16 protein-coding genes and 1 pseudogene are annotated in these 17,630 nt (G+C 73.6%); 7 read left to right on the top strand and 10 right to left on the bottom strand.

Annotation, left to right across the window (positions count from 1 at the left end):
- Positions 1-1,170, bottom strand: a complete 1,170-nt coding sequence (locus ACQEVB_RS38060; protein WP_432983813.1) for an acetoin utilization protein AcuC — start codon at positions 1,168-1,170, stop codon at positions 1-3.
- Positions 1,171-1,214: 44 nt separating this feature from the next.
- Positions 1,215-2,099 (bottom strand): annotated as a pseudogene (locus tag ACQEVB_RS38055) (sulfurtransferase); the annotation flags it as partial.
- Between the two features lie 158 nt (positions 2,100-2,257).
- On the opposite strand from ACQEVB_RS38055, the gene ACQEVB_RS38050 reads away from it, so the two are divergent.
- Positions 2,258-2,980, top strand: a complete 723-nt coding sequence (locus tag ACQEVB_RS38050; protein ID WP_432983810.1) for a metal-dependent transcriptional regulator — start codon at positions 2,258-2,260, stop codon at positions 2,978-2,980.
- A gap of 77 nt (positions 2,981-3,057) precedes the next feature.
- Here ACQEVB_RS38050 and ACQEVB_RS38045 read toward each other — a convergent pair whose 3' ends face one another.
- The 7 genes from ACQEVB_RS38045 to ACQEVB_RS38015 all read right to left on the bottom strand — a co-directional run bounded on the left by ACQEVB_RS38045 (position 3,058) and on the right by ACQEVB_RS38015 (position 12,949).
- A complete protein-coding gene (locus ACQEVB_RS38045; protein ID WP_432983807.1) occupies positions 3,058-4,170 on the bottom strand; it encodes a DUF4192 domain-containing protein in 1,113 nt (370 codons plus the stop codon).
- 365 nt (positions 4,171-4,535) lie between these two features.
- Positions 4,536-5,453, bottom strand: a complete 918-nt coding sequence (locus tag ACQEVB_RS38040) for a M23 family metallopeptidase (protein ID WP_432983804.1) — start codon at positions 5,451-5,453, stop codon at positions 4,536-4,538.
- 382 nt (positions 5,454-5,835) lie between these two features.
- Complete coding sequence (locus ACQEVB_RS38035; protein WP_432983801.1) at positions 5,836-9,270, bottom strand: indolepyruvate ferredoxin oxidoreductase family protein; 3,435 nt, start codon at positions 9,268-9,270, stop codon at positions 5,836-5,838.
- 4 nt (positions 9,271-9,274) lie between these two features.
- Positions 9,275-10,108 carry an IclR family transcriptional regulator gene (locus ACQEVB_RS38030; protein ID WP_432983798.1) on the bottom strand — a complete coding sequence of 278 codons (834 nt, stop codon included), beginning with the start codon at positions 10,106-10,108 and terminating at the stop codon, positions 9,275-9,277.
- A complete protein-coding gene (locus tag ACQEVB_RS38025) occupies positions 10,108-11,112 on the bottom strand; it encodes a histidine phosphatase family protein (RefSeq protein WP_432983795.1) in 1,005 nt (334 codons plus the stop codon). The genes ACQEVB_RS38030 and ACQEVB_RS38025 overlap by 1 nt, the downstream gene beginning before the upstream one ends.
- Positions 11,109-12,026 carry a catechol 2,3-dioxygenase gene (locus ACQEVB_RS38020; RefSeq protein ID WP_432983792.1) on the bottom strand — a complete coding sequence of 306 codons (918 nt, stop codon included), beginning with the start codon at positions 12,024-12,026 and terminating at the stop codon, positions 11,109-11,111. Before ACQEVB_RS38020 ends, ACQEVB_RS38025 begins: the two co-directional genes overlap by 4 nt.
- Complete coding sequence (locus ACQEVB_RS38015) at positions 12,023-12,949, bottom strand: catechol 2,3-dioxygenase (protein WP_432983789.1); 927 nt, start codon at positions 12,947-12,949, stop codon at positions 12,023-12,025. The genes ACQEVB_RS38020 and ACQEVB_RS38015 overlap by 4 nt, the downstream gene beginning before the upstream one ends.
- Positions 12,950-13,059: 110 nt before the next feature.
- On the opposite strand from ACQEVB_RS38015, the gene ACQEVB_RS38010 reads away from it, so the two are divergent.
- From ACQEVB_RS38010 to ACQEVB_RS37985, 6 genes are read left to right on the top strand one after another with little or no spacing between them, the layout of a single operon-like run.
- Positions 13,060-13,755 (top strand): hypothetical protein, encoded by a 696-nt coding sequence (locus ACQEVB_RS38010; RefSeq protein ID WP_432983786.1) that lies wholly within the window; start codon positions 13,060-13,062, stop codon positions 13,753-13,755.
- 28 nt (positions 13,756-13,783) lie between these two features.
- Complete coding sequence (locus ACQEVB_RS38005) at positions 13,784-14,626, top strand: IclR family transcriptional regulator (protein WP_432983783.1); 843 nt, start codon at positions 13,784-13,786, stop codon at positions 14,624-14,626.
- On the top strand, positions 14,623-15,420 hold the full coding sequence (locus ACQEVB_RS38000) for a 2-keto-4-pentenoate hydratase (RefSeq protein ID WP_432983780.1): 798 nt from the start codon (positions 14,623-14,625) through the stop codon (positions 15,418-15,420). Before ACQEVB_RS38005 ends, ACQEVB_RS38000 begins: the two co-directional genes overlap by 4 nt.
- Complete coding sequence (locus ACQEVB_RS37995) at positions 15,420-16,178, top strand: 2-keto-4-pentenoate hydratase (protein WP_432983777.1); 759 nt, start codon at positions 15,420-15,422, stop codon at positions 16,176-16,178. The genes ACQEVB_RS38000 and ACQEVB_RS37995 overlap by 1 nt, the downstream gene beginning before the upstream one ends.
- A gap of 19 nt (positions 16,179-16,197) precedes the next feature.
- Entirely contained in the window at positions 16,198-16,401 is a 204-nt protein-coding gene (locus ACQEVB_RS37990; RefSeq protein WP_432983774.1) for a tautomerase family protein, read from the top strand.
- On the top strand, positions 16,398-16,769 hold the full coding sequence (locus ACQEVB_RS37985) for a Rieske (2Fe-2S) protein (RefSeq protein WP_432983771.1): 372 nt from the start codon (positions 16,398-16,400) through the stop codon (positions 16,767-16,769). Before ACQEVB_RS37990 ends, ACQEVB_RS37985 begins: the two co-directional genes overlap by 4 nt.
- Here the strand turns inward: ACQEVB_RS37985 and ACQEVB_RS37980 are convergent.
- Entirely contained in the window at positions 16,766-17,563 is a 798-nt protein-coding gene (locus ACQEVB_RS37980; RefSeq protein WP_432983768.1) for an alpha/beta hydrolase family esterase, read from the bottom strand. The two genes, ACQEVB_RS37985 and ACQEVB_RS37980, sit on opposite strands and share 4 nt — an antisense overlap.
- Positions 17,564-17,630: the final 67 nt, after the last annotated feature.

The raw sequence follows: 17,630 nt of genomic DNA, 5'->3' as shown, positions 1-17,630 counted from the left end.
TCAGTCCCGCGGGTCGTCGGGGTCGAGCCCGTGGAGCGGGAACACCGCGCGGCGCGCTTCGAGGATCGCGGTGTCGACCCGGTCGCCGCCCTCCGTCCACGGCAGGTACCCGGTGTCGACGCCGTCGGTCATCGCACTCGGCAGCTCCTGGCGGGTGAGTGTTGCGGTGTGCGCCGTCCACGCGGGCGGCACCGCCCGTCCGTCCGGCACGTCCCGGTCGAGGACGGTGGCCAGCAGGTGCGTCCACGACCGCGGCACCACCCGGAACAACCCGTAGCCGCCGCCACCGGTGGCCAGCCACTTGCCACCCGCGGTGCGCCCGGCCAGCTCGCGCAGCCTCCGGTAGATCTCCCGGTGACCGTCGACCGACAACCCCAGGTTGGCCAGCGGGTCCTCCGCGTGCGTGTCGACCCCGCACTGCGTGACCAGCAACTGCGGCCGGAACGCCTCCAGCAGCGAGGGGACCACGGCGTGGAAGGCCCGGAACCACCCGCTGTCACCGGTGCCCGGTGGAAGCGGCACGTTCACCGCGTAGCCGGCGCCGGCGCCCTTGCCGTACTCCCCCGGCCACCCTGTGCCCGGCCACAGGGTCAGCGGATGCTGGTGCAGGGAGATCGTCAGCACGCGCGGGTCGTCGTAGAACGCCGCCTGCACCCCGTCGCCGTGGTGCACATCGACGTCGACGTAGGCGATCCGGTCGAAACCGTTGTCGAGCAGCCACGAGATCGCGACCGCGCAGTCGTTGTAGACGCAGAACCCGGCTGCCCGATCGGCCATCGCGTGGTGCAGACCGCCCGCGATCATGACCGCGCGGTCGGCCCGCCCCTCCGCGATCTCCCGTGCCGCGAGCAGCGACCCACCGCACACCAGCGCGCTGGCCTCGTGCATGTGCATGAAGATCGGATTGTCGTCGGTGCCGAGCCCGTGCCCGATGTCGAACGGCACCTCCGGCGCGGACTTCACCGCCGACAGGTAGGCCGACGTGTGGATCCGCTCGACCTCGCTGTCGGGTGCCTGCTCGGGTACGAGCAGCTCGACACCCTCCAGCACCCCCAGTTCGGTGGCCAACCGCATCGTCAGGTCCAGCCGGACCGGGTCCAGTGGATGCCCACCGCCGAGGTCGTAGCCGAGGAACTCCGGCGTCCAGACGACGGAGGCGCGCCCGCTCATGCGCGTCACCGTAGGCCGTGCCGGGCCTGCGGCGACACGTGGAGTCACCCCGGGTCACCCGCCGGGGCGTACGGCCCGGTGGCCACGGGCCGGCCCGGATCGGCCACCCAGTTCGACCACGAGCCCGGGTACAGCGGCAGCGGAGCCTCCGCCGGACGCAGCCCGGACCGTTCCGCGGCCAGGACCAGAGCCGCGGCGGTGACGCCGGATCCGCAGTAGGCAGCCACAGGCCGGCTGCTCGCGTCGCCCTGCAGGTCGGCGGCCACGTCGACGCCGGCGAACCGCTCAGCCAGCTCTGCGGGAGCCAGCCAGTGGCCGTCGGCGCCCGTGAATTCCAGCACCGGCACGTTGTGCGCGCCCGGCACGTGCCCGGCGACCGGGTCGATCGGCTCGGACTCACCGCGGTAGCGCACAGCCGCGCGGGCGTCGACCAGCACGCCCTCCCGACCGATGCGGGCAGCCTCGTCGGCGTCGACGGTCGGCATCGAGCCGGGCAGCACGACCAGCTCGCCGGGCTCCGGGGTGGCGACGTCGGTCGTGACCGGCCGGCCCGCCTCCTGCCATGCGGCCCAGCCGCCGTCGAGCACGGCGACCTGGGTGGCGGGCAGGCCGGCCCAGCGCAGCAGCCACCAGGCGCGGACGGCGGCGAGCCCGTTCCCGTCGTCGTAGGCCACCACGCGCGACTCGGCGGAGATCCCGGCGGCCCGCAACACCGACTCCAGCCGGCGCGGATCGGGAAGCGGATGCCGGCCGGCGGGCCCGGGCGGGTCGGCGAGGTCGTGGTCGAGATCGACGAAGACCGCGCCGGGGATGTGCCCGGCCAGGTAGTCGGGCAGGGCCGGCGGCCCGCCGATCCGGTGGCGCACGTCGAGGACGACGGTCGACCCGGCGGCGAGTTCGGCAGCGAGCTCAGGGACACCGACGAGGGGCGCCGAACGGGGTGCTGATCCGGGCGCTGATTCCGGCGCTGATTCTGGCGCTGACCGGGAAGCGGAAGGGTCGACCATCGCTGCATCCTCCCCGGTATGGCGTGGGTTTGCGACGACATCACTGGGTAGCATGAGGTCTTGACGAAAGGGCCCCGCGCGTGAATGAGCTCATCGACACCACCGAGATGTACCTCCGCACCATCTACGAGCTTGAAGAGGAAGGCGTCGTTCCGCTGCGCGCACGGATCGCCGAACGCCTCGGACAGAGCGGACCGACCGTGAGCCAGACCGTGGCGCGGATGGAACGCGACGGACTGGTGGTGGTGGCGGGCGACCGGCACCTCGAGCTCACCGAGGCCGGTCGCGCCCGCGCGGTCTCCGTGATGCGCAAGCACCGGCTGGCCGAGCGGCTGCTCATCGACGTGATCGGGCTCGAGTGGGAGCTGGTGCACGCCGAGGCCTGCCGCTGGGAGCACGTGATGAGCGAGGCCGTGGAGCGCAAGCTCGTCGCCCTGCTCGACAACCCGACCACCTCCCCCTACGGCAACCCGATCCCCGGCCTCGACGAGCTGACCTCGCCGCCCTCGGAGCCCAGCCGCAGCGCGTCGGCTCCGCCGGCGCTCGAGGTGGGCCTGCAGCGCCTGGACGAGTTCGCGCGCCGCGGCGGTGGACAGGTGGAGGTGCGCCGGATCGCGGAGCACGTGCAGAACGACGCCGACCTGATGGGCGAGCTGAAGACCGCGGGGATCGTGCCCGGCCAGGACGTGGCGGTCTCCTCCATCTCCCGCTTCGGCGACGCCGTGCCGGTGGCAGGCGACGGCACCCCGCCCGGCACGGTGGCTCCGCTGATCGCCCACGCCGTGCTCGTGCGGGCCCGGTAGGGCAGCGCGCACTCCGAGCAGCTTCGAGGCGCGCCGCACCACGGCGCCCAGGACACGACCCAGCATGGTCAGCACGATCACCACCTCCCGATGAAGCTGGACAGCACGCCGTCACGGAACTCCTCCGGCCGTACGCCCAGGGCGGCGACGGCCCGGAGGCGACTGCTGAGCAGGTAGCCCGGCCAGGCCTCCTCGGCGCGGTCGAGGGCCACGTTGGCCAGCGCACCGTCGCCGCGCAGCAGCGCCGACACCGCCAGCAGGCTCGCCGCGGCGGCCGCCTCGGGCTCCGGTGACTCGCGGGTGAGCGCCGCCCACAGCTGTTCGGCTGCGGCGCGCTCCTGCTCGGCGCCCTCCCGCGCGAGGACGGCCATGCGGACGATCGCCGCGCCGACGACCTCGGTCGACCCGAGTGCGACGGCCAGGGCCACGGCGCGCTCGTCGTCGATGGTGAGGGTGCCGCGTGCAGCGTCGGCCAGCGCTTCCGCCACCACGGCCCACCCCGTCGACGGTTCGGGTGCGCCGCCGGTGGCGGCGTACTGGTCGATCGCCGCGGCGATGAGCTGCTCGCGGTGCTCGAGGCGCAGCGGGTCGACCGGCTCGACCAGCTCGAGCAGCGCCTCCCGGTCGTCGTGGACGACGATCCCGCCCAGCGCGGCACCGGCCGCGAAGGCCCCCGCCGCGCCCTGCGGCACCTCGTCCCGGCAGCGGCAACGCTCGTAGCAGCCCAGGGTGTCGCCTGCTCGGGTGCCACTGGCCCACAGCGCGCTGTGCAGCGGGATGCCGACCTCGCGGAGCCGTTCGGTGAGCGCGGTGACGGCGGCCGACCACGGCGGGTCGCCGTCTGGTTCGACGTGCTCCTCCGGGACGACGACGATCGCGGCGGCGTCGGGCGCTGCGCGCATCAGTGCGGCGACCAGGTGCGTGGCGAAGTCGTCGAGCCGCTCGGGATCAGGTCGTGGGTCGGGCAGGTCGCTGCGCACCACCAGCTCGATGTGACGGGTCGGCCCGCGCAGCGCCACCGCGAGCACCGATGCCCGCGGATGGAAGCCGAGCAGGCCTGGCAGCGCAGCGACGAGCTCCCCAGGGCTGCCCACCTGCTGGCGAGCGGCGCGGCTGCGGAGGGTGCCGCGGCGCACGGTCTCCGGGAGGCGGACGCGGGAGGCGGGAAGGTCGGACGGGAACGTGGTCATGGGTGCAGGGTGGAGGTTTTCGCGGCGGCGTGCGTCGGGGCTCGGGCGAGCCTGTGGATAGACGAGGAAAAGGCCCAGGTCGCGATTCCGTTGGGGATGGATGGGGGCGGCGGCGCGGGAAATGTCGGTGGGCGCGGCTACCCTGCCGCGCCTGCCCCGGCCGACGGCCGGTCCGGGCGGCACGACCGGGCCCGCGGGTCGCGGCGACGCAGCCCGAGTGGGCGGGTACGGGTCCATACCCGGCTCCGTCTCCCACGCGTGCGAGCCGTCAGGCGGAGTCGGCGATCACCATCGACGGCCCGACGGGCCTGGCGGCAACGCCTGGTCCGTGGTCGGTCCTGGCTCGACGTCTCGGAGCAGGTGGGTCAGTAGCCGATGCCGTGGGCGTCGAGCCACGGCTGCGGGTTGACGTACTGGCCGTTCTGCATGACGCCGATGTGCAGGTGCGGGCCGGTGGACTGGCCCCGGTTGCCGGTCTCCGCGATCACGTCGCCGGCGTTGACCTTCTGCCCGACCTTCACGAACGAGCGGTTGATGTGGCCGTAGACGGTGATGGTGCCGTCGGGGTGCTGCACTCGCACCCACAGGCCGAACCCGCTCGCCGGGCCGGAGCTGATCACGGTGCCGCCCTCGGGCACGTGGATGGGGGTGCCGATCGGGGCGGCGATGTCGAGGCCCTGGTGGACGGTGCCCCAGCGGCCGCCGAACCCGGAGGTGATGCGGCCGACGATCATCTGGACGCCGCCGCCGAGCGAGAGCGCGGGGGCAGCGTCGGCGGCGGCCTTGTCGGCGGCCGCCTTGTCCGCGGAAGCCTTCTGCGCCGCCGCCTGCTGGGCGGCCTGGTTGAGGTCGGCCGCCTTGATGAGGGCCGCCGCGTCGGCGATCTGCGGCTCGGGCGCGATGTGGTCGACAGCTGAAGCGGCCGTCTGGGGTAGCTCGGTCGCCAGGGTCGAGGCGAGGCCGGCGGGCGCCACCTGGTCGGCGGGGACGTCGACGGTGGCGGCGGCGCCGAACGCGCCGCCGAGGCCGTCGAGCACGGCCGGGAGGGAGCCGTCGAGCGCCTGCTGGCCGGCGGCGGCGAGCGCGCCGCCGGCCACGACAGCAGCGACCGCACGCAGCGGTGTGGACGCGACGACCTCAGCGAACGGGGTCGCCGCCACGCGGTTCGCGGCGCGCGAGTGGGGGCGGGTCGCACCGCCACCGGCTCCCGCTGCCGCCAGGGCGGCGGTCAGCGGGAGCCCGAGGTGTGCGCGCCGGCCCGAGGGGGAGCGGTGCCGTGCCACTACCTTTCCTTCCGGATCCCGGCCTGGTCGGACGTCCCGTCGGGGGTCGGGCGGACCGCTCGGGGATGCGGTCCGTTGTCCGGTCTGTCACCAGGCCGTTATCGATCCGAGAGCAACGTTAACGAGCGATCGGCGTCTCGGAAGGGATCGGCGCCTTCGCCGAGCCCGCCGGACGGGGAGCCGCGACGAGCGGCACCTACGGCGTGTCGCCCCGACACGCCGGTCCGAGGCGGTCGCCGCTCGCCGCAGCGACCCGGCGTCTCCCCCGTTTGCTGCATACGGAGCAGCGACGTGCGGTCGATCGGCGGCAGCGGTGCCGGGGAACAGGCCCAAGCTGGGGGCGCTCGGCTCACCGAGCCGGCCATCCGCCCCCGCTCCTTCGTCAGTGACCGGCGCGGATCCCGAGCTGAGCGAGCCGCTCGTGGTACCGCGCCACGCCGGCGAGCTTGACGTCCTCGTAGCCGCGCACCAGGTCGGCGGCCTGCGCGGCCGCGACGGCCGTCGCGTGGTTCTCGGAGGTGAGCTCGCCGGCGAGCCGCAGCACCATGGCGCGGTAGTCGTCGCGCAGCCGGCGTTCCGTGCGGCGCATCGCCATCCGACCGAACGGGTCGAGCGGCGTGCCGCGCAGTACCTTGCCCTTCGCGAGCAGCCGCAGGACCGGCCGCATCCACGGCCCGAGCGCGATCTTCTCCTGCCGTCCGGCGGCCTTGAGGATCGGCGGGTGCAGGCGGTAACGCAGCCGCGTGCCGCCGGGCACCTCCGCGGCCAGGCGGGCCTCGAACGCCGGATCGGTGAGCAGGCGGGCCACCTCGTACTCGTCCTTGTAGGCGGTGAGCTTGTGCAGGCCGCGGGCAGCGGCTTCGGCGAAGGCGCTGCCCACGCCGAGCCGCTGCTCGGCCCGCCAGACTGCCTGCACGTCGGCAACGTAGCGGCGGGCGGTGCGCTCGCCCTGGTAGGCGACGAGCTGGGCGGCGCGGATGCCCGCGAGCCGTCGGGTCTCCCCCGCCAGCTCCCCCAGGTCGTCCCAGGTGGGCGGGGCCACCGCGGCCGGTCCGGCGGTGGCCGCGCCGAACGCCTCCGGGTCGGCGACCGCCACCCGCCCCCACCGGAACGCGGCGGTGTTGGCCGCCACCGCGACGCCGTTGAGCTCGATGGCGAACTCGATCGCCGAAGCAGAGAGCGGCAGCACTCCTGCCTGGTACGCGGCGCCGACGACCAGCAGGTTCGCCGGCATCGCGTCGCCGAACAGGGCCTGTGCCGCCGCTTGGGCGTCCAGGCGGACGAGCGCGCGGGACCGCTCACCGATCCGCGCGACCAGCCCGTCGACGTCCGGGGCGGCGACCTGCACGTCGGCGACCATCGCGCCCGTGGGCACCGGGCTCGTGGACACGATCGCCGTGGTTGCCTCCGCGGAGGCACGGGCGAGGTTCTTCGCGTCGGCGCCGACGAGCGCGTCGAACGCCAGGTACGCCGACGCCGTGCCGACGCGGTTGGCCGGCCCCAGCCCGGCCTCGTCCGGCGCGATCCGCAGGTGCGAGGTGACCGGGCCGGCCTTCTGCGAGAGCCCGGTCTGGTCGACGCCGTGCACGGCGCGCCCGTCGCGGATCGCGGCGGACCCCAGCACCTGGTTGACGGTGACGATGCCGGTGCCGCCGATACCGGCCAGGAACACCTCGCCCGCGACGGGCGGCTCGACGTCGGGCACCGCGGGCGGCTCGGCCCGGTCCACCTGCCGCTTCGGCGGGCGGGCCGGCGCCTCCACCGTCACGAACGACGGGCAGTCGCCGGCGAGGCAGGAGTAGTCGGTGTTGCAGGAGGTCTGGTCGATGCGGGTCTTGCGCCCGAACTCCGTCTCGACGGGCTGCACGGACAGGCAGTTGCTGGCCACGCCGCAGTCGCCGCACCCTTCGCACACCGCCTCGTTGATCACGACCCGCATCGGCCGCACCGGCAGCTCACCGCGCTTCCGCAGCCGCCGCGACTCGGCGGCGCACCGCTGGTCGTAGATCAGCACCGTGACGCCGTCGACGGCGGCGAGCGCCCGCTGGGCCTCGTCAAGGCGGTCGCGGTGCCACAGGTCCACGCCGCGCGGCAGCGGGTCGAGCGCGCGGAACCGTTCCGGCTCGTCGGCCACCACGAGCACCCGCGCCACGCCTTCTGCCAGCAGCTTCGCGGCCAGCTGCGGCACCTCCAGTGCGCCGGCGGCGTCCTGCCCACCGGTCATCGCGACGGCGCGGTTGTACAGCAGCTTGTAGGTGATCGAGACCCCGGCGGCGACGCAGGCCTGCACGGCCATCTGCCCGGAGTGCGCGAACGTGCCGTCACCCATGTTCTGGAACATGTGCCGCGCCGACGTGTAGGGCGCCTGCCCGATCCACTGCGCGCCCTCGCCGCCCATCTGCGTGATGGAGCTGACGGCGCTGGAGTCGCGGGTGACGCTGAACGCGACCATCGCGTGGCAGCCGATCCCGCCGCCCGCGACCGCCCCCTCCGGCAGGTTCGTGGAGCGGTTGTGCGGGCAGCCGGAGCAGAAGAACGGAGTGCGTTGCACGGGCAGCAGCTGCAGCGCAGGTGGCTGCCGCCGCTCGGGCGCCAGCTCGACCACAGCGGAGAGCACCCGGCGCAGCGGGCCGACCAGCCGTTCCGCGGTCAGCTCCCCCGCCACCGGCACCAGCGGGCGTCCGTCGGCATCGGTCGAGCCGACCACGGACGGGGCGTCGGGCATGCCGTAGAGGACGTCGCGCACCGCGGCCTCGACGAACGACGACTTCTCCTCCACCACCAGCACCCGGTCCAGTCCGCGGGCGAACTCGCGCACCAGGTCGCGCTGGATCGGGTGGATCATGCCCAGCCGGAGCAGCCGGACCCCGGCGCGGCGCAGGTCGGCGTCGGAGAGGCCCAGGTCGGCCAGTGCCTGCCGGACGTCGGTGAACGTCTTGCCGCCCGCGACGATGCCGATCCGGGCGTCGGGCGGGTCCAGCTCGACGGTGTTGACCGGGTTGGCCGCCAGGAACGCGTGCACCATCGCCCAGCGCGGCCCGTACAGCTGCTCCTCCGCGTCCAGTGAGTGGGGCGGGGCGAGGATCGGGTACTGGCGATAGGCGAACGGCGCGCCCTCCCACTCCAGCTCGGGGACGACCGGCGACACGTCGGCGATGTCCTTGCCGACCGCGAAGAGGCCGTCGGCGACGTCGGCGACGATCTTCATGCCGACCCACATGCCGGACGCGCGGGAGAGCGCCACGCCGTAGCGCCCGAGCCGGACGACCTCCTCGGCGTCGCCGGGGAAGAGCACCGGCAGCCCGTACCCGGCGAGGGTGCGTTCGCTGATGCACGGGATCGTCGAGGACTTGCAGCTCGGGTCGTCGCCGGCCAGCACGAGGACCCCGCCCCGAGGGTGCGCGCCGCACATGTTGCCGTGCCGCATCGGGTCGCCCGCGCGGTCGACACCGGGGCCCTTGCCGTACCAGACGCCCACCACGCCGTCGACGGACCGGTCGTGGTCGGGCACCTCCAGCTGGCTGCCCCACACGGCCGTGGCGGCCAGCTCCTCGTTGACGCCGGGGACGAGCGTGAGGCCGGCGTTCTCCTGCAGCTCGGAGGCACGGGCGAGGGTCTGGTCGAGCCCGCCGAGCGGGCTGCCCTGGTACCCGGACACGAACGTCGCGGTGTTCAGTCCGGCGGCGCGGTCGGCGGCGTACTGCTCGACGAGCAGGCGCGCGATGGCCTGCACCCCGGTCAGGAGCACCGGACCTCCGCCGCTGCGGTAGCGGTCGCCGAGATCGATCTCGACCGGGCCGAGCTCCTGTGCCGTCATGGCATCACTCCTGCGAACGCTCCAGTGCCGCCGAGACCGTGGCCGCGGCCCTCCGCACGCTCTGCACGACCGCGATCTTGCGGGCGCCCAGCACGCGCGAGGTCGAGCCGACCACGGAGATGGCCGCCACCGCAACCGTTCGATCACCACGGCGCAGGACGACCGGGGCCGCGATCGACGACATGCCCAGTGTGTGCTCCTCCCGGGAGGCGGCGAACCCGTCCTTGCGGACCTGCGCCAGCACCTGCCGGTAGCGGTTGGGGTCGACGATCGTGAACGGGGTGCGCCGGACGAACCCGCGCTCCAGGATCAACCGTGCCATCGACGGGTTGTGCGCCGCGATCACCTTGGCCGCGCTGGACGAGTGCCCCGGTCCGCGCCGGTACAGCTCGGTGTGGAACATCGTGCCGGCCCCGCTGCCCTCCAGCCGGTCTACGTACAGCACGTCGGCGCCGACGGGCACGGCCAGCTGGGCCGTCTCGCGCAGCAGGTCGCGCAGGTCACCGAGCACGGGCAGCGCCAGCTCGCGCAGCATCAGCCGGTCGACGGCGAGCTGGCCGATCTCGAACAGGCGCAGCCCGAGCCGATAGCGTCCGGACGTGGTGCGTTCCAGCATCCCGCCCGAGGCGAGCGCGGCCAGCATGCGGCACGCCGTGCTCTTCGCGACGCCCAGCTCCTGGGCGACCCGGGTGGCGCCCAGCTCGGCCTCGCGTTCGAAGCAGCCGAGCACCGCCATCGCGATCGACACCGACCGCAGCGGGCCGTCCTCCCGCTCGACGGGCTCCAGCGGCGGGATGACCCGCAGATCAGCGCTGATCTCGAGGTCCGCGAGCGTCATCACGCCTCCCAGGCAGGGAACTCGTCCGGCGGCGGCACGTTCACCTCGGTGACCCGGTTGCGGTAGGAGACGAACGCCGTCTGCCCGCCCTCCCGCACCTTGACCCGGATCTCCTCCGTGTTGAGCGGCTCCCCCGGGTCGTAGCCGTGCGCCCACGTGGCGAACGCGCGCATCGGCCCGGAGTGCGTGGCGGCGAGGATCCGCTGGTCGTCGGGGTACTCGGCGATGAGGCGGTGGAACCCCCGCCAGAACCGCCGCACGCACAGTGCAGGCGGCTCGAAGTACATCAACGGGATCGTCAACCACATCTGGATCGGGTCGGCCCCGCCCAGCTGCACCCGGTAGAAGCGGTCGATCTCGACGAGCCAGCGCGGGCGCTCCCCCACCGCCATCCGCTCCAGCTTCTCCATCGTCGACTGGTACTGGCGGAACGCCGACGTGACGTCGCGCAGCCCGTCGGGGGTCCAGACGCCGAAGTTGCGCAGCTCCGGGATCGGCTCCGGCTCGGTGAGGGTGATCTTCTTCCCCCACATGTCCATGCCGTCCGTTGCGCCGTTGTAGAGCTGGATCGCGGTCTGGCGGGCGCGGTTGGTGTCGGCGTGCACGAGCCGCACGCGGTCGCCGTCGTCCCAGCGGCGAGCCAGCTCGTGGCCGCGCTGATGGGCCTGCCAGCCGCCCATCGGCGTCAGGCCGGCGTCGGTGGAGTAGCCCTGCGTGATGCCGTGGCGGATGATCGAGATCTCGCGGACGAACCGCTCCGTCGCCTTCCGCTCGACGGGCGCGGCGATCTCCTTGCCGCGGGTGGCGGCGGCCAGCGCCGGGGTGAACGTGGCGCCCTCGTGCTCGACGACCTGCGGAGCCGGCGCTGCCACGCGCTCGCGGAACCGTCGCAGGTACAGCGGGGTCGCGTCGTCGGCCTGCGGAGCGGTCGCGACCCGCCTGCGGCGCTCCCGGTACTTCGACAGGTAGTTCGGCGGTTCGTAGCGGTCGACGGGGCGCGTCATGAGTGCACCGTGAAGAAGCGCTCGTTGACCTGACGCTGGTAGTAGAAGATCGCCCGGCCCATCTCCTCCTCGGTCCAGGTGATCGGCTCGAAGTCGGGATCCACCCAGTAGCCGCCGGTGAAGAGCTCGTTGCGGTTGCCGACGGGGTCGAAGAAGTAGGTGGTGTAGCCCCGGGTCACGCCGTGCCGCGTGGGCGCCACGTCGATCTCGACGCCGTGGTAGGCCAGGGTGTCGGCGGCCTCGCGGATGCCGTTCCAGTCGTCCATCCAGAACGCGAAGTGGTGCAGGCCGCCGTTCGGACCGGTGATGACGGCGATGTCGTGCGGGGTGTGGCTGCGTTCGAGGAACGTGGCGAGCTGGTGCCCGTCGTTCGCGACGATCTGCTCGGTGAGGCGGAACTCCAGCAGCTCGGTGAAGAACCGCGTGAACGCCTCCACGTCCTCCGCCATGACGAACACGTGGTCCAGCCGCGGCGGCGCGATCCCGACCAGGTCCTGCGGTCGCGGCGGCGGGTTCGTCATCGGCAGCATGTTGCCGACGCGCTCCATGCCGTGGACGAGCTCGACCAGGTGCCCCGACGGCGCCTCGAAGCGGATCGCCTCGCCCCATCCCGGCCCCAGCTCCCGGGCGGCGTACCGCTTGACCGGCACGCTCGCGGCCTCGAGCTTCCGCGTGAAGTGGTCGAGGTCGCCCAGCTCGGCGACCTTGAACGACATGTGGTCCAGCCCGTACGTGGGGGCCTGGCGCAGGATCACCGAGTGGTGCTCCTGCTCGTCCCAGCACTTGAGGAACACCTGGTTGTCCGTGCGCGCGGTCTCGATCAGACCGAGCACCTCGGTATAGTAGGCGGTGCACAGCTCGAGATCGGGGACCCTGATCTCGACGTGCTGCAGGCGCAGGATCCGATCGGTCATGTGTGCATCCTCAGGAAGCGCTGGCTGACGACGTTCTCGTAGTAGAAGAGGCCCTTCCCGAACTCCTGCTCGGTCCAGGTGATGATCTCCTTGTCGGGGTCGACCCAGTAGCCGCCGGTGAACACCTCGTTGCGGATCCCGAGCGGGTCGAAGAAGTAGATCGTGTTGCCGCGGGTGACCCCGTGCCGCGTCGGGCCCTGGTCGATCTGCACGCCGTTGTAGGCGAGGATGTCGGCCGCCTTGCGGATCTGGTCCCAGTCGTCGAGCCAGTACGCCCAGTGGTGCAGGGCCCCGTTCGGCCCGTTGACGATCGCGATGTCGTGCGGCGAGTTGGTGCGCCCGGCGAGCCACACGCCCAGCTGGTGGCCGTTGCCGTCGAGGACCTGCTCGGTGAGGCGCAGGCCCAGCACGTCGATGAAGAACCGGCTGGCCTCGGCCACCTCCTCGGCGTTGACCAGCATGTGGTCCATGCGGGGCGGCGCGATGCCCGGCAGGTCCGGGGGCGGGACGGGCGCCGGGTTGCGCTTGCCGAGGACGTTGCCGGTCTTCTCGATGTCCCAGACCAGCTCCATGATCTGGCCGGACGGGACCTCGAAGCGGATCGACTCCCCCTGCCCCACGGCCTCGCCGCGGGAGACCCTGGTGACCTGCGCGCCGTAGGCCTCCAGCCGGTTCTCCAGCTGGTGCAGGTCGTCCTCCGCCTCCACGCGGAACGTGAACGAGTCCATCCCCGCGCGCGGGTGGTAGCGCATCCGCAGGGAGTGGTGGTCCTCCTCGTCCCAGCACTTGAACCAGATGGCGTCGGACCCGTCGACCGTGTCGCGCTGCACCTGCTGCAGGCCCATGACCTGCGTGTAGTAGGCCGCGGCGAGGTCGAGGTCGGGCGTGCGGACGTCGATGTGAGCGAGCCGGAGAATGCCCATTTCCGCTCCTTGGTCGGGCCTCCTGCGCTTGACCGCCCGACGGTAACCCTCCTAACGTTCCAGATGAAAGACTGCTCGTTCCGCATATCGGAACGCCGATCGGAGACGCGATGCCGGGACCCGAGGAGATGCGCGCCGCCGTCGCGAGCTACGTGACCGCGCTGCACTCGGCCTACCTCGCCCAGGCCGACACGTTCCCGCCGGCGGTGCGCGGCCGGATGCCGCTCCTGACCGGCGGACCGCTCACGGTGGCCGCCGTCGGGGCCCGCAACCTCCACCTGCTCGCCACCCGGGAAGGGCTCGGGCCGCTGCGCGGGCAGGAGGTCGAGCTGACGGGAGAGCTGCCCGGCCTCGCCTGGTCGCTGCGGTTCTACGACCCCGTCGTCACGCCCGCTCTGGGCACCGTCGACGAGTCTGCCGGGCCCGCCTACGCCGAGGTCCGCCAGGCGCTGGGCGTCGCCACCACCGTCTACCACGTCGTGGCCCAGCCAGGGTCAGGGCTCAGCGCGCACCACGCCGGCCACGTCGGGTCGGGGCTGGCCGCGGGCGACTCGGCCGCCGCGCGCGACTTCGAGACGATCCGCAGCCGCGTCCGCGGACGCGAACGGCTCGTCGACGAGCTGATCGGCGCGACGACCGCCGGGCTGCCGCACGCGTCGGCACTGCTGGCCAAGGCGATCGTGCCGCACAACCGGTCGCTCGACGAGCTGGTGACGGCGGCCGACCCCGACCCGGTGGCGATCCGCAAGGCCCTGCTGGAGGCGGTCGGCGGCCGGACGGGCTGGACGCCGGAGCAGCCGCTGTGACGGCCCGATCCGACCAGGACCGGAGGCCATGCCGGTGACCGACGCGACGCTCTCCACGGTCCGCAACGCGGCGCGGCTGCTCAAGGCGTTCCGGCACACCGGCGGCCCGATCGGGGTGTCCGAGCTGGCGCGGCAGCTCGGGCTGGGCAAGTCGACGGTGCACCGGCTGCTCACCACGCTCGTCGCCGAAGGGCTGGTCGAGCAGGACCCGCGGACGGGCGGGTACCGGCTCGGGCTCGTCGTGTTCGAGCTCGGCGCGGCCGTGGCCGTGCACCAGGAGCTGCACGCCGCGGCCGGGCCGGTGCTGGCGCACCTGCGCGAGCAGACGGGCGAGTCGTCGCAGGTCGGGATCCTCGACGGCGGCGAGGTGGTGTACGTCGACCGCCTGGAGAGCGCCTACTCGCTGCGCCTGTTCACCGAGACCGGACGGCGGGTCCCGGCGCACGCCACCAGCTCCGGCAAGGTGCTGCTGGCCCACCTGGCCGAGCCGGACCGGGAGAAGGTGCTGACCGCCGCGCCGCTCCCCCGGTTCACCACGCACACCGTCGTCGACCCGGATGTGCTGCGCGCCGCGCTCGCCGTCGTGCGCAAGCGCGGGTGGGCCGACGCGGTCAACGAGCGGGAGATCGGGGTGGCGAGCATCGCCGCTCCGATCCGGGACGCGTCCGGCGAGGTGGTCGCCGCCGTGAGCATCGGGGCGCCGCTCGCGCGGTTCCGCGCCGTGCCCCGGGACCGGCTGGCCGCAGCGCTCGTGGAGGCGGGCGAGGCCGTCAGCCGGCGGCTGGGGTGGAGCCCGGAGGCCGGGCATGTTCCGCTCACCGGAACGTCCGTGGTGACCGACCGCGCCCCGCGCGCCAGGATCGGGCGGTGACCGTCTCCGATGCGCCGGCGCTCGCCCGCGCCCTCTACGACGCCCGCCGCACCCGCGTGCCGATCGCACCGTTCACCGACGCCGATCCGACGTTGGGGATGGCCGACGGCTACGCCGTGCAGCAGGAGCTGATCAAGCTGCTGCTCGCCGACGGCGACACGATCATCGGCCGCAAGGTGGGGCTGACCAGCAAGCCGATGCAGAAGATGGTGGGCGTCGACTCCCCCGACCACGGACCGGTGCTCGCCTCCACCGTGTACCGCGACGGCGACACGATCCCGCTCGGGGAGTTCATCGCCCCCAAGGTCGAGGCCGAGATCGTGTTCGTGATGCGCGAGCGGCTGCAGGGCCCGGGCGTGACGGTCACGCAGGCGTCCGCGGCCATCGCCGGTGCGGTCGCCGGCATGGAGATCGTCGACTCGCGGATCGCGGACTGGCGGATCAAGCTCGCCGACACCGTCGCCGACCTGGCCTCGAACGGCGCGCTGGCGCTGTCCAGCCGGGTGGTGCCGCTGTCAGGGATCGACGGAGTGCTGGACACCCGGCTGATCGGCATGACCTTCACGCGCAACGGGGAGCTGGTCGACACCGGCGCCGGCGCCGCCGCGTTGGGCGACCCGATCGCCGTCGTCGCGTGGCTGGCCAACGTGCTCGGCGAGAACGGCGTGGCGCTGGAGCCGGGCCAGGTCGTGATGACGGGCGCCCTGCACGCGGCGGTGCCGCTGACCCCTGGCGACGTCTTCCGGGCCGAGTTCGACCGGCTCGGCCCGATCACGATCCGAGTGGGGGCCTGATGGACATCCAGGAGCTCGCGACGCGGCTGCAGAAGGCCGTCGCGGACCGCACGGCCATCGAGCAGCTCTCCACCGACGTCCCCGACCTCGACCTCGCCGGCGGCTACGCGGTGCAACGGGTGCTCCGCGAGGCGGCGGGCCCGCTGGCGGGCTGGAAGCTCGGCGTCACCAGCCGCGCCAAGCAGGCGCAGGTCGGCGTGTCGAGCCCGGTGTTCGGGTTCCTCCCCGCAGCGTCGGCGCTGGACCTCGGCGAGCCGCTGGACACCGCGACCTGCATCCAGCCGCGCTGCGAGCCCGAGATCGTCTTCGTGATGGGGCGCGACCTCTCCGGCCCGCACGTCACGGCGACCGACGTGCTCGCCGCGACGTCCGGGGTGGCCGTCGGCATCGAGGTGCTGGACTCGCGCTACCGCGACTACCGGTTCACGATGGCCGACGTGGTGGCCGACAACACCTCGGCCGGTCGGTTCGTCGTCGGTACCCCGGTGCCGGCGGCGGGCATCGACCTGCGGCTGGTGGGCGTGGTGCTGGAGAAGAACGGCGAGGTCGTGGCGACCGCGTCGGGCGCCGCCTCGCTCGGGCATCCCGCTGCCGCGGTCGCGTGGATGGTGCGCACCATGGCAGCCGACGGGGACGGGCTGCGGGCAGGTGACGTGGTCCTCTCCGGCGGGCTCACGGCAGCCGTACCGGTGGGCCCCGGCGACGTGGTGGTCGCGTCGATCGACCGGCTCGGCACCGTCGAGCTGGGCTGCGTCTGAGCGTCACGAGGAGAACCGCATGCCGTTGATCCAGGTCACGCTGGCGAAGGGCCGCACGCCGGAGCAGCTGCGGGCGCTCGGCCAGGCCCTCACCGACGCCGCCGAGCAGGCGATCGGGGCGAAGCGGGAGTCGATCCGGGTGGTGCTCACCGAGTGCGAGCCGGAGCTGTGGTTCGCCGGCGGCGAGACGCTGGCCGAGCTGCGGGCCTCCGGACGCAGATGACGCTCGTCCCGCTCGATCCGCGCGACGCGCCCGCCTGGACGGTGCGCGCGGACGACGGGCGGGAGCTGGCCGTCTTCCGGGTGGGCGACGAGTCCGGCGTCGAGTTCCGCGTCACGGACGCGGTGTGCCCGCACAACAAGGGTCCGCTCGCGCAGGGCTGGGTGCGCGACGGCGGCACGCTGGTGTGCCCGTGGCACTGGTACCGCTTCGACCTGGCGACGGGCGCGTGCGCGACCACCCCGCAGTACCGGCTCCGCACGTACCCCGTCGTCGAGCGGGACGGGCGGTGGTTCGCCGAGGTCGGCGCACCGCCGGTGGCGCGGTCGTGGGCCGAGCGGCTGCGGGCGCACGCCCGCGGCGAGCGTTAGGGGCGGAGCCGGGCCCACAGGAACTCGGCGGCGTCGTCGGGCCAGGCGTGGCCGAACCCGTCGATCAGGTCGAGGGTCACCGTCCGCCCGCCGGGGCAGGTCCACGTCGTGATCGTGGCCGGCGCGTCGCGGTCGACGGCGGGCGGTTCGGCGCAGCCCGCCCGGAACGGCGCGATGCTCTGCTGGGCGGTGGGCTGGCCGGGCGGTGGGTCGGTGACGCGGACCCGGTCGTCGGCCAGCCCGTGCACCGCGACGACGGGGAGCGGTCCGGGCTGCGCGCAGGGGACGAGCAGCTGGCCGGCGACAGGCCCGATGCCGGCGAGGTCACCCGGCCGCGCGCAGGCCCACGCGTAGGCCATCATCGCGCCGTTGGAGAAGCCGGCCGCGATCACCCGGTGCAGGTCGATGCCCTCCTCGGCGGCCAGCCGGGCCACCAGACCGTGCAGGTACCCGACGTCGTCGACGCCGCGTGCCGCGGACGTGCCGCAGCACGTGCCGGCGTTCCAGGTGCGGTCGAGGCCGTCCGGGTAGGCGACGACGAACCCCTCCTCGTCCGCGAGGGCGTCCCAGCCGAACCGGCTGCGGGCGGTGGCGCCGGTGCCCCGCGCTCCGTGCATCACGACGACGAGCGGTGCGCCCGGCCGGGCGGTGGCGGGCCGGTGCACGAGCGCCGTCCGGTCGCCGTCGGCGGTGTTCGTGGTGAGGGTGCGGTCCGAGCCGGCGGGCGGTGCGCCGCAGCCCGCCAGCAGGAGGAGCAGGAGGGTCGCGAGGGCGCGCAGCACGCCCCAGAGCATGCCCGTCCGGGTAACGTTCAGGGAGAGCCGGGCGGAGCGGGAGGAGGCGCGTTGTTCCGACGCAACG

It is taken from the genome of Pseudonocardia sp. CA-107938, assembly GCF_050936315.1.
Lineage (GTDB): Bacteria > Actinomycetota > Actinomycetes > Mycobacteriales > Pseudonocardiaceae > Pseudonocardia.
This window is presented reverse-complemented; position numbering and strand designations above follow the sequence as displayed.

Coding starts and splice junctions, on each gene's coding strand:
- ACQEVB_RS38060 (WP_432983813.1), bottom strand. CDS start 1,170: ATGAGCGGGCGCGCCTCCGTCGTCTGGACGCCGGAGTTCCTCGGCTAC.
- ACQEVB_RS38045 (WP_432983807.1), bottom strand. CDS start 4,170: ATGACCACGTTCCCGTCCGACCTTCCCGCCTCCCGCGTCCGCCTCCCG.
- ACQEVB_RS38035 (WP_432983801.1), bottom strand. CDS start 9,270: ATGACGGCACAGGAGCTCGGCCCGGTCGAGATCGATCTCGGCGACCGC.
- ACQEVB_RS38030 (WP_432983798.1), bottom strand. CDS start 10,108: ATGACGCTCGCGGACCTCGAGATCAGCGCTGATCTGCGGGTCATCCCG.
- ACQEVB_RS38025 (WP_432983795.1), bottom strand. CDS start 11,112: ATGACGCGCCCCGTCGACCGCTACGAACCGCCGAACTACCTGTCGAAG.
- ACQEVB_RS38020 (WP_432983792.1), bottom strand. CDS start 12,026: ATGACCGATCGGATCCTGCGCCTGCAGCACGTCGAGATCAGGGTCCCC.
- ACQEVB_RS38015 (WP_432983789.1), bottom strand. CDS start 12,949: ATGGGCATTCTCCGGCTCGCTCACATCGACGTCCGCACGCCCGACCTC.
- ACQEVB_RS38010 (WP_432983786.1), top strand. CDS start 13,060: ATGCCGGGACCCGAGGAGATGCGCGCCGCCGTCGCGAGCTACGTGACC.
- ACQEVB_RS38005 (WP_432983783.1), top strand. CDS start 13,784: ATGCCGGTGACCGACGCGACGCTCTCCACGGTCCGCAACGCGGCGCGG.
- ACQEVB_RS37995 (WP_432983777.1), top strand. CDS start 15,420: ATGGACATCCAGGAGCTCGCGACGCGGCTGCAGAAGGCCGTCGCGGAC.
- ACQEVB_RS37990 (WP_432983774.1), top strand. CDS start 16,198: ATGCCGTTGATCCAGGTCACGCTGGCGAAGGGCCGCACGCCGGAGCAG.
- ACQEVB_RS37985 (WP_432983771.1), top strand. CDS start 16,398: ATGACGCTCGTCCCGCTCGATCCGCGCGACGCGCCCGCCTGGACGGTG.
- ACQEVB_RS37980 (WP_432983768.1), bottom strand. CDS start 17,563: ATGCTCTGGGGCGTGCTGCGCGCCCTCGCGACCCTCCTGCTCCTCCTG.